This is a genomic window from Dielma fastidiosa, from assembly GCF_000313565.1.
In the GTDB taxonomy this organism is placed as follows: Bacteria; Bacillota_I; Bacilli_A; order Erysipelotrichales; family Erysipelotrichaceae; genus Dielma; species Dielma fastidiosa.
The window spans coordinates 240915-253594 of the sequence record NZ_HE578924.1; the positions used below are offsets into that span (position 1 = coordinate 240915).

The 12680-nt window shown below is 36.9% G+C and carries 8 protein-coding genes; all 8 read right to left on the minus strand.

Annotated elements, in window-relative coordinates; translation table 11 throughout:
• Nucleotide 1: 1 nt before the first annotated feature.
• The gene (locus tag DAHG_RS04670) at nt 2-1051 is read right to left on the minus strand and encodes a type II secretion system F family protein (RefSeq protein WP_022937170.1); all 1050 of its coding nucleotides are present in this window, start codon (nt 1049-1051) and stop codon (nt 2-4) included.
• A gap of 15 nt (nt 1052-1066) precedes the next feature.
• Complete coding sequence (locus DAHG_RS04675; RefSeq protein ID WP_022937171.1) at nt 1067-2014, minus strand: transglutaminase-like domain-containing protein; 948 nt, start codon at nt 2012-2014, stop codon at nt 1067-1069.
• 191 nt (nt 2015-2205) lie between these two features.
• A complete protein-coding gene (locus tag DAHG_RS04680; protein ID WP_022937172.1) occupies nt 2206-5676 on the minus strand; it encodes an MSCRAMM family protein in 3471 nt (1156 codons plus the stop codon).
• A gap of 287 nt (nt 5677-5963) precedes the next feature.
• Entirely contained in the window at nt 5964-6713 is a 750-nt protein-coding gene (gene srtB / locus DAHG_RS04685; RefSeq protein ID WP_022937173.1) for a class B sortase, read from the minus strand.
• A 123-nt stretch (nt 6714-6836) separates the two neighbouring features.
• Nucleotides 6837-8276, minus strand: coding sequence for a glycogen synthase GlgA (gene glgA / locus DAHG_RS04690; protein WP_022937174.1), 1440 nt, complete (start codon nt 8274-8276; stop codon nt 6837-6839).
• The gene (gene glgD, locus DAHG_RS04695) at nt 8276-9391 is read right to left on the minus strand and encodes a glucose-1-phosphate adenylyltransferase subunit GlgD (RefSeq protein ID WP_022937175.1); all 1116 of its coding nucleotides are present in this window, start codon (nt 9389-9391) and stop codon (nt 8276-8278) included. Before glgD ends, glgA begins: the two co-directional genes overlap by 1 nt.
• A gap of 7 nt (nt 9392-9398) precedes the next feature.
• Nucleotides 9399-10529 (minus strand): glucose-1-phosphate adenylyltransferase, encoded by a 1131-nt coding sequence (locus DAHG_RS04700; RefSeq protein ID WP_022937176.1) that lies wholly within the window; start codon nt 10527-10529, stop codon nt 9399-9401.
• Nucleotides 10530-11909: 1380 nt separating this feature from the next.
• Nucleotides 11910-12680, minus strand: a 771-nt coding sequence (locus tag DAHG_RS18800; RefSeq protein WP_022937179.1) for an IS200/IS605 family accessory protein TnpB-related protein, incomplete at its 5' end; no start/stop codon positions are given.

The following is a 12680-nucleotide window of genomic DNA, read 5'->3' on the forward strand; positions in this document are numbered from 1 at the left end:
CTTAAGCACCGCCTATTACAAGCATGGCATTCATCAGCGGCAGCATTAAAGCAATCAAAATTGACCCTGCCATGAAGCACATAAGGCCAACCAGCAATGGTTCAAGTAGATTCACTGTCTCATTAATCTTTTCTGCTGCTTTTTTCATATATGTGTCAGAAATCCGGCGATATACCATTGCCGCCTCACCGCTCTGTTCACCCAGATGCAGCAGACAGCTTTCTGCATGTGTAAGCAGCTGCATTTCATCAACACAATCACTGATTGATTTACCCTGACTGTACTCAATCTGGCACTGCTTCACTTTCTCTTGAAGCTGAGGATGCGTAATCAGCTGCAGCATAAAAGTAAATGCCTTTTCCATTGGTAAGCCACAGCGTACACACAGCTCCATAATTGAATAAAAACGACCGATATCCGACCATTTATTAATTTTTGACCGGATAAAAACTCGTTTGATCCATGAGGTCAATAGCTGTTTGCCGCCCATCTTTGATTCAAAACCCACAATGATCAATCCAGCTCCTAAAAGCACACACAAAATGATCAGCAGGCTAACAACGACATGAAAGATCTCCATCAAGAGTACAAGCCAAGCCGGTGAGCTGATTCCCATCTGTAGAAATACACCGTTAAATACTGGCAGAACCTTATATACGACTAAGAATAATACAGCCGTCATAATCGCCAGCATGATCAGCGGATACACACAGGCATTTTTTATTTCTTTTTCCAATTCAGCTTCACGCGTATAATAATCATACATTGAATCTAAAATCAGACTCAAATCACCGCTCTCAACACCGAGCTGAATCATCCATACCAACGTATCAGGAAAAGCACCGGCTGCTGCCAGTGCCTCAGAAAAGGAAGCACCTGCTTCCATTTGTTGATGAATTGACTGATATAAATCACGTTCAAGTGATGATGCGGCATCAGCCCCTAATGCATTTAATGCCGCTGACAAATCTACTCCTGAACGCACCAGCATCCCCATTTCAAGGCAGAAAACTGCCAGCCGCTCAGAACTAAGCCTGCATTGTGACTGCATAGCAGCACCACCCTCCTAGTAAGTATATTTACCCTGATAATTATTTGGGTCAATCGGCTTATTTTTACCGATGGTAGAAGCCGTAGTCGGATCCATCATCGTCCACTTATTACCATCAAAACTAATTACACTGTCAATCCAGCCATTATCCTTCGTATAGGCAGAAATCCATGCATGATAAACATCCTTATTGTAACCAATTACCAGTTTAGTTGGAATGCCCTGACTGCGCAGCATAGCTGTCATTAAAGCCGCATAATCAAAACAGATGCCGGTTTTATCTTTTAAGACCTTATCCACATCAGGCAGATAACCAGATTGAACTGTTTTAGCTTTATCATAGTCATAACTGATCGTATCTGTTACATAATCAAATACATTTTTAATTACATCAAGATCAGTTACCGCCTGTTTATTCATTGTATTAGAAAGCTTAACCGCCTCACTTGAAGCTGAGAAATTTACATACTGATTTGGATAAAGGAATGGAGAAAATTCATCTGTAAGCTTCACATCGACCGTCTCTGAAAATACCTGAATATATTTAGTACCCGATATATTTTCAAACACCTGAATCTTATAGGAGCCATCTCCCTGCGTTAACGGGAAAACCTCATATTCAGATCTGGAATTCAAATTATAAGTATATACCGTTCCTTCATTCAAGCTTACCTGAACTTTAATTTTCTTATCAACTGCTTTCAGATATTTAAGCATTACATATCCCTGAGAACTATTTGAATAATCCAGCAATGCATAATCATTTTTCTTTACTGACTGATTAGAAGCTGTCGGCACAAGCACTTCAACCTTGCCTGCACGTCCTGACAACGGCACTTCTTCATCAGTGATATTTACCACCGTTTGATCAGTGTTATCAATGTTACCTGAGGTACAGCCTGCCATTAGCAGCGCTGAAAGCAATACGACGCCTACTTTTTTTAATTGCATAAATTCTTTCATCACAGACCGTCCTTTCTTCTATCCTTACCATTTATTTTAATTATACAATATCCTGTTCATTTTTCAATCATTTTACAACAATTAAAATTATCGCAGCCAATGCTCTTTTTATAATATGCAGGCATTATGAATTGTTTTAATCAGATTGCATAAAAAGAAAAGGACAAGATCTTAGACCTGTCCTTCAATTTCTATTCTGCACATTTTCTGCGCAATACATTTAACAGCATAATGCCTAAAGCTGACAGCGCCAGAACTGGAATCCAAAAATACAAACTGTCTTTTGTATTTGGAACCTCAACACCTGCCCCCAGCGGTACTTCTTCATCTTCTATTTCAACAAAAGCATTGGCGCCGCCGTCAGATAGAGGTACATCCTCATCAATAATATCGACGATTTCTTCACCAGGGCCTAGAGGTACATCCCCCTCAGGAATATCCATCGTTGGTTTATCTGGATCAGGCCGTGAAGGTCTGCCTGGATCAACAGGGTCTGTTGGATCAGTTGGATCAACCGGTGCCTTCTTCTTTTCGTTGATGATCGTTTTAGTAATCACTGTTTCATCACCGCTAAGTGTTACATTATAATGAATGCTTGAATCATAATCATATCCGTCAGCTCCCTGTGTCTCAACAAGGTAATAACTGCCGGCTGATAAATTGCTGACTGTAAATGTACCATCCGCCTCTGTTACATAACTGCCTACTAATTGATTGTCAGCAGCTGTATATAAATCGAATTTTACAGTTGGCAGTACAACATCATCACTGCCCTTTTTAATAACCTTTAGGTCATACAGCTGTTCTTCAACATCTTCTTTATAATTTTTGATTGCATTGCCATTGTTGATTTCAATAATTTTACCGCCATCCTCAGGCAAACCTAAGGATAACTCAAATGGGAAATAATTGCTTGTATCTTCTAATGGCTTATAATCATCTAAAGGCTTAATTTCTTTTAAGTAGAAGCTGCCGGCTGGAAGATTGCGAATCTGAAGCAACCCCTTTGCATCAGTAAGCAGTTTTGCACTACCTTTTTGGTCATAGATATATGCACCTTCAGATTTTGTGAAGCCGGTTAATTCACTGCCAGTCGTTTGATCATATAATGCAAATTCAACTTTTTCTAAAGCTTTGTTAGTATCACCGTCAACTTTTGTTAGTGTAATTGCACGGGCAACATTTTCCGCAAGCTTATAAGTTATTTGATTTTTATCAACCGTGAAAGGAATCATTGTATTTTGACCAGTATAATATCCATTTGGATTACTTACTTCTTTGAAATAGTAATTACCCATTGATGGTAATGAACTGATAGCAATAGCTCCGTTAGCATCGGTAACCAAAGTCTCTGTAAATTTCGCATCACCTGTATGGTTTCCAGCGATATAAACATAGTGTCCATCAGAAGCACGCATTAACTGCAGTGGTGTATCAGATCCAACTTCATAAACTTCAAACTTGACATCCGCCATACCCTTAACTGCCGTATTACCTAAATTCTCTTCTTTATATCCGTACTTACTGTCTGCTTTAACTAAAACAACATCGCCATTGATATAATTACCTTTGATACCGGCTGTGAAGTTATGCTTTGCGATAATACTGCTTTCATATTCCACAGTTCCCGTCTTAACCATAACATTATTTGTTACGGTAGCCTGTGATAAATTTGTGACTTCAGTACGATATTTAATAATAAATCCATATACTGGCGCATCTGCATTTTTATTTGTATCATTCTGAATCCCTTCAGGGATATAAAACTTTATCGTTTTTTCATAAATATCAAGACTATCCTGCCATTTTTGAATATAAGCAGCTTTGTTATTGTTGTATACAGTGATATCTTTACGATAATTATTCAAAGACGCTAATACATTAGCTGATGCATCAGGTACTATATCTTGAATGTTGGCGGCTAAGACCGGCACTATTAAGATTGAAGGATCATTGATATAATCCTCAACCGCTTTCAAAAATGTATCAAGCTCCTCATGATAAGTAAGCAATGAATCTTTTTTTTCATAATTAGTCTTAAGACTAACTAATCTTGTCCGAAGCAATGCCAATGGTGAATTTGAATCATTTTTATAATCTTCAATGTTTTTCTCAGCTGTCTTTATCTTATCTTGCAAAGTTTTATAATAGTCAGTCAGTTTCCAACCACTATTTATATCATTCATTGTGATAGCCTCACTTGGTTCTGATGATCCAAGCTTACCAAAGTTAATAATCAGCTGTTGAGTATTAGCCGCAGTTGTAATAACTGCCCAGCTTCTTGGTGTCTGTTCAACTAATGCTGCTACATCACCATCACTATTCGTAAGATTCTGGAAATTTTCACTATTAATATCTATAATACTTCTTGCTATGCCAGGCTGATTAGTAGCTTGTGTACCAGATTTGAACACAACCTCTTCATTGCTTGTACCTTGATAACCAACGGCATTTTTAGTTCCGTAATAGAAAATCGGTATTTCAATAAAGAAAGGTGCGTTGCCGTAGACGTTAACATATTTCTGATTAGCATCTAACTCATCAACAAGAATCACATTCTCATAAGTTTGACCTTTAAATGGATCTCCATCTTCATATTGTTTAATTAAATCAAAAAAGCCTGCACGATATTCAATTTGATGGGCATCATTACCGAACCATTTGACATCTTTCTTTAATGAAGGTTTTTCATCTTTATTAAAATTATTTGGTAAGCTTGGCTTCCACGCCGTACCGCTTGGTGTACTTGGCGGAGTTACAACTTCTGGTTTTTTCTCAACAGTCAGTTGACCGTAATATTTGTCCATAAAAAATAAATCATTCACGGTTGCTTCAGTTACATCTTTAAATGTTGAACTGCCTTTAAAGAAACCGCTGATATCCTGAAAATATACAATGTTTTCATTGAATTCAATATGAAACTTTAATTCACTATTCTCATACGTTAAATAATAATCACCGACTTCAATACCAGAGATTCGCAATGCCGTCCTATCAGTTTGATTGCGGTACTTTAATCCAGAAATCGTTGCAATATCTATTGTAAAATAATCATTGGCCTGGATTGTCTGATCTGCGCTGGCTGGCTGCCATTCAAATTTAAATTCAAAGGTAGAACCACCCTTAACGGTATAATCATTTCCTTCCTGAATTGTCACACCATTCAATGATGCCTTCGCCGATGGTACGTCAATCATATCTGAAATATCATTGCCGCCATTTGAAAGCGCAAAATTGCTTCGCATGTAATATTGCATTCCTAACAAGCCATAAATCTGAGCACCTTCTACATCTTCCCATACGATATCTGTATCAGGTGTAATTATTTCTTCTGTGTTTGCCTCAGCATCACTGCCGGTTGCCGGATCAATGACATCAGTATCAGTAGCAGCTGGTTCTTTCTCCTCAGTGTCACTGCCAGTTGCTGAATCATCGATGATTTCATCTTCAAAATCTTTATTACTCTCTTCCTCATCTTCCGATTCAACATTAAAATCCGGGTCTAACTCTTCTTCTGAATCATTAACATTTATTACTTCTTCTTCATTTTCTGTATTCATTGATTCAGTTTCCGCTTTTACATAACCCTGTATAGATGAGAAGGCCATGAGAAATGACATCATAACTGCTAAAATTCTTTTTGTTATTCTGTTCTGCTTCATGATATACCTCCTTTTTTTATATTTATTGTTTCTTTTGATTACATCTATATTATACTAAATTTTTATTCCCATGTTTTTCCTATAAATACCGTTTAAAAGCCGTTATTTGCAGCTTTTTGAGTATTTTCCGCTTTATCGGTAAAACGCTGATTTAAGCTTCAAACCCTTCCATTTTCAGCATTAAAATAAGCATAAATGGTTGATTATAGCTCACAATCAAGCAATCTTCAAATCATTTGCTCATCCCTTAACAAATAAAAAGACATGCCGAATTCAGCAGGCATGCCTTAATTATTGTTTGATTTTACTTCAATAAGCCTTGCGCAGACAATAAATCGTTTTGAATCATTAAAGTCTGTACATGTTGAGAGTGTTAAAATCTGATCCTCACTATCCAGTTCTGCTTCAACATTTAACTGTGTGCATAATGCTTGAGTAAATTCAGTAAACGCATCATCATTAATAAATTCAAATTTATATATATCTGATGTTACCTTTATCTCTCCAGCGCCAAATATTTCATAAACAAGCGTTTGATTCTCCTGATGAATAGTTATAAAAGGATGTTCTTTTAAATAAGCATCATCATTATATTTTTTTAATGAGCCAAACATCGTGCCATTAAGTGCATTATGTCCATAAAGCACCGTGTGACGATCACTGAAATCTGAACTATTACGCATATCCAGAAAAATCGAACCATATTCGTTTTCCGTTTTATCAATTAAGTGACTCAAATAATAAGCATTATCTATACCAGCAGCAAACGGATAATCTACTTTTGTTTCGTCAATTTTGATCCATCCTAAAACATCTTCATTCCTTACCTTCAGATCCTTCAATACTTTTTTATATGGAATTTCTTCGACAGGTGATACTTGATCATGAATCTGTTCATTATTCTGGATATTTCTGATTTCATTATAATAAGCCTCAGAATCATTGCTTTTCTGACTCATTACCATAATTTTATAAGCACTGAAAATAAACAATCCTGCCAGCAGTAATTCCAACATTATTAATATTTTCTTTTTCATGAGCCATTCCTCTCTGATTCATTATCTAATTATCATTATTACTTGTTAAATGAATTTAGTCAATCCTTTAGCTAATATACAAAAAGATCCCACTTTTCAGTGAGACCCTTTAAATCGATCATTTTAGCCAGCGATTTCGCGGAATACACCAAGATAGAATTCAGCTGATGTAGACCAAGATACATCTGTCTTCATCGCATTCTTAACAATCTGTTTCCACATATCCGGACGGTTGTAGTAGACATCAATTGCCTCCCACAAAACATGCATCATATCATTGCTGTTATAATTCGTAAAACTGAAGCCATTGCCTTCCTGAGTATACTCATTATAAGCATGTACTGTATCACGAAGACCGCCTGTTTCTCTAACCAGCGGCAATGTACCATAACGCATTGAAATTAACTGAGAAATACCGCATGGTTCAAACAGTGACGGCATCAGGAATAAATCTGAAGCTGCATAGATTTTATGAGATAATGCCTCATTATATCCGCAATAGAAGCATACCTTGCCCTTATTAGCATTTTCTGCTTCACGCAGTTTTTCCTCAAGGCCTGCTTCACCGCTGCCCAGAACAACTAACTGAATTGGCTGTGAGCAAATATTAAATAATTGTTCAATCATCAAATAAATACCCTTTTGCCATGTCAGACGTGATACTACACTGATCAGCATCACATTCTCATCAACCGTTAAACCAAGTTCCTTTTGCAATTCTGTCTTATTCTTACCCTTACCTTTTTTATAAGTTGTCAGGGAGTAATTAGATGCAATCAGATTGTCTGTTTTAGGATTCCACAGATTAATATCAATACCATTTACAATACCGCACAGATCTGGTTCACGATAACGTAAAACCGTCTCAAGATGCTCGCCATACTGCGGAGTCTTGATTTCCTGTGCATAAGATGGTGATACTGTTGTTACTTTATCAGCATAAACAATACCTGATTTCATGAAGCTGATACCGCCGTCAAAACGAACATTACCGTTATCAAATACATAATGTCCTAATCCTAAACAAGGTTCCAGCATTTCAACCGGGAAATTACCCTGATAGGCTAGATTATGAATTGTATAAACATGTTTAATATGACGATATCTTGGATCATGATTGTAATTTTCTTTGCACATTGCAGGAATCATACCTGTATGCCAGTCATGAGTGTGCATAATATCAGGGAAATAATCCAACTGATTGCACATTTCAAGAACAGCCTTCTGATAGTAAGCAAAACGCTCACCATCATCAATGTAGCCATACAGTCCTTCTCTTTCAAAATAACCAGCATTCTCAATAAAGTAGAATGTTACACCATCAAGGATGTAATAATACAAATTAACCGGTGTTTCTGAATAATTAATACTAACCGTATATGAACGCAAATGTGTCATCTTATCGCGCCAATTCAACGCGATTTTACGATACATCGGTAAAACTACCCGAACATCATACCCTTTTTTCTTAAACTCATAGGGCAGCGAACCAATTACATCCGCCAATCCGCCGCTCTTAACAAAAGGCAGTCCCTCAGCAGCTACAAGCAGAATTCTTTCCATTAGATTTTATCTCCTCTCCGAACATACGCAGGAGAGCCGCAGATACCTACTACTTCTTTCATACGTGTGATTCTTGCTTTCTTATCTACAACAACGTTATCCAGGATAACATCTTCACCGATGTAGCAGCCTGGCAGAACAACGCTGTTCTTCACAATAGCACCCGCTTTGATTGTACAGCCGCGTCCGATAACACTATTCTCTACCGTTCCCTCAATGCGGCAGCCATTAGAAATAACCGCGTGCATTACAGAAGAAGTATCCGTATAGTGAGTAGGCGCAGAATCATTAGTACGTGTATAGATTGGCCAGTCTTCCATGAAAATCTGATTTGCTGTATCAATATTGATCAATTCCATATTTGCTTCATAATAAGCAGTAAGATCAGTAATTGCCGCCAGATAACCACGGAATGAATAACCTCGTACATCCAATTCAGAACATTCATCATTCAGAATATCTCTGAACCAATACAGAGAACTGGTTTTAACAGCTTTCTGAATTAAATCAATAAACAATTCTTTAGATAATACATATGTTTCCATTGAAATATTACGTGCTTTATAATTACCGCGATTCTTATCAATAGACAATACACCTCTTTGCTTATTCAAATTTAAAGTATCGCAATTGATAAAGTTAGTCTTAGCATTATCAACACTCTTATATACAACAGTAACATCAGCACCGCTCTCAATATGCTCATTCAGCAGCTTATCATAATCCATGCTGTAAACCATATAGCTTGGCGCCAAAATAACATATTGGAAATTAGCACCTTCAATATAACTCAAATTAGCCTTAAAGCTTGCGATATCATGATTATAGAAACTTGATTCTGGTTTGTTTTCACCATACAAAATTCTTAAACCACCGCGTTTTGAATTAATATTGTAATGACGGCCTGTTCCTAAATGTTCAATTACAGAACGAGGCTTTTCTTTTAAATAAACTTGAATTTGTTCAATGCCCGAATTCGTCATATTAGAAATCGGGAAATCAAGCATACGATAACGTCCCAGAAATGAGAAAGCTCCCACCGGACGATATTCTTCTAAACCATTTACCTGAACATTAGCACCTGGAAAGGTGACAATACCTAAAGCGTTACACATATCCTGCTCACCTCACATTTTTAGCGATTAACTCAATCTTATCGCTCTTCGGATCACCAACAACGGCACCGGCAGCAATCTTAATACCTTCCGCAATAATAACTCGGTTAATTACTGCCCCTTCGCCGATTTCGACGTTAGGGAATACAACAGCATCATTTACAACCGCATCTTTTTCAACCGTAACATTTGTAAATAATACTGAATTCTTCACTTTACCGTCAATCACACAGCCTTGATTAATAAAGGCACGTGAAACTGATCCATGATCACAGATCGTATGCGGACGCGCTGCAGAATCCTGTGTATAAATTTTCCAGTCAGGATCATTCAGATCCAATTCATTATTTTTATTGAGCAAGTCCATATTGGCTTCCCAAAGGCTGTCAATCGTTCCAACATCCTTCCAATAGCCACTGAAGCTCCAAGCAAACAAACGTTTACCGTCATTCAGCATTGTAGGAATAATATCTTTACCAAAGTCATGCTTTGAATTAGGATTTGCGTCATCAGCTACTAACATTTTGCGAAGCAGCTTCCAATTAAAGATGTAAATACCCATTGAAGCAAGATTGCTCTTAGGCTGAGCCGGTTTTTCCTCAAACTCGATAATACGGTCAGTTTCATCCGTATTCATGATACCAAACCGGCTTGCTTCTTTCATCGGTACCGGCAATACAGCAATCGTACAATCTGCGTTGCAGGCTTTATGATGAGCCAGCATTTTAGCATAATTCATCTTGTAAATATGGTCACCTGATAAAATCAGTACATATTCTGGATTGTAACCATCGATAAAATCGATATTTTGTGTAATCGCATCAGCTGTTCCTCGATAAACATTGAATTCAGTCTGATCTTTTTCACGCGGCGGCAGTACAAATACGCCACTGTCTTTGGCATCAAGGCCCCAGTGCGTTCCGCCTGCAACATATGAATTAAGAAGAACTGATTCATATTGCGTCAGTACACCGACGATGTCGATGCCTGAGTTAGCACAGTTGCTTAACGGGAAATCGATAATTCGATATTTACCGCCGTAGAAAACAGCTGGCTTTGCTACTTTCTTAGTCAGAGCTTCCAAGCGTGTTCCACGCCCGCCTGCCAGGATCATAGCTAACATATTTTGTTGTCTCATAATTAAATCCCCCCGGATCTTTCTTAGATATAGTATAGCTAATTTGTGCAAAGATTTCTACCCTTTTCACGCCAAAAGTGGAAAATTTGTAAACCCTTACATAAAAAAGCAATAATTAAAAGAATGCATTAAATCCTAATATTTCCTACGCCTAATTTTTTCAATTCTCAAAACGACTGATTTAATGGGCTTATTATCTTTTTATCAGAAAATTTCCAAAATTTTCATGAGGATTTTATTCCCATGAGATATGTAAAGAAGAAATATCGGATCATTCTAAGATATGCCCAAAATTTTATTTTAAGAACTAGAAAGAACAATAAATTAATTCATCAATATTAAAGTTTTGTCATTCAACGGCTTCTTAATAAAGTAAAAAGATGGTATTCAATAACATAAAGGTTATACTTTGCCATCTTTTTATATTTAATCATCTAACTTAAAATTCTTCCCATCCATTCTCATTGTTCGAAAATGCAAATACCTTCTCTCATCATATTCACTTAAATAAGCAATTAAATCTTCTGCTTTTTCACGGAAAATATCATTTGAATAATATAGAATATACGATTTCTGTTCATTCTCCGGATTCAAAATTGATATATCAAGAATATCATCGTTTCGATCCCCTATACGATATTCTTCATAGTCAAATACACAGTATCACCTGCGTGCAGCCACATAAAACTTCGATCAAAAAGCTTGTCAACTTCGTTTCAATATATTGAATCAATGTTTTATTATTGCCTCTATGTTTCAGCAAATCAATGTAGAAATTCATAAGTTTATAATCACGTTTAGTCTAAAATTCCTCATATAATTCAACAGAAATCTTTATCAATACAAGAGTTTGTCTAATATCTATTCTAAATACAAGTTCACTAAAAAGTTTAAATCTTTTCTTAAAACCGTTTATTTTCTGTATATCATTGTATTGATTAATCATTTTTTCACGGTATTGTATTTACCAATTTTGCAATTACACATAATTTTATACAATTTTAGTTATCGGCATCACAAGCCAAGTAATACGATTTTAAATTCATAACTTAGTGATTAACATCTAAATATAGCGTACCTCACTTTAGGGAATTACGATTATTATAATCTAAATTCCCTAAATTATTTTACAAGAAAATGATTTCCTTCAATCCTTCAGGAAATCATGCCATCAATGATGACACCCAGCTGCCTTTCTCGCGGCGCTGTTCCTTCCTGTATTTCAATGTCTCTCTCCTTCTACCTACCGGTATGGGAGTCGCACTTGAACATATCCATACAGGAACTCTTTTTATCAGTTCAATGATTTCCATCAAGTAAACAGCCTTTTCTTCTAGTTTGGGTCTATTTACTTTGATTCATTGAACTGATTTTTTTATATTATCTGAATAATGCTAATATGGCGGTTAGCTGACATTCTTTGATACTCGCTTTTCCTATCTTCTTACCAATCGCTGCCCACTTCTCTGTTTGTGTTTGCTTTTCTTTTACGAATACTCGATATTCTCTCAAGATCTTCTCTTTATATCCGATCCCTTTTCTTGCGATCACATAACTCGCTGCCTGATGCACACTCATTCCCTTATCCCGTACATACTTCAATTTACCTATCAGTGACGTATACGCTGGTTCGACTTTGATCACTTCAACTCCTTCATAAGCTGCTTTTCGCTCGATGGCTTCACTGATCTGTGAATAAGCAAACTCACTCAGCATTCGATTCAGTCCTTTTGGCTGATAACGCTGTTTCCTCTTTTTATCACTAAAGTCCAAGGCTTCCATCACTAATGGTTTATGGGTACGCACACATTCATAAATGATCTTACTCGCTGTTTCCGCAATCTCATGCTTTCGCTGATTCCTTGTCTTTCCCTTTAGCTTCATCGGCAGGATCTGCTGTCTGCACAGATTGCCTTGCCGATCGATGTGGGCAACCGCGATATGATCCACATTGATATCGATACCGATACTGCCTGCTTCCTTTTTGGTCACTATCATTTTGGGTTCCACCTCAATGATCGCTTTAATGATGAAATACTCACCATGGTCATAGAGTTCATAAGCTACGGCTTTACCGACGGTATTATGCGGTAATCTGACTGCTCTTTCTAATTTCTCTGCATGATGATAAAACCGGATCGGTAAATGAAC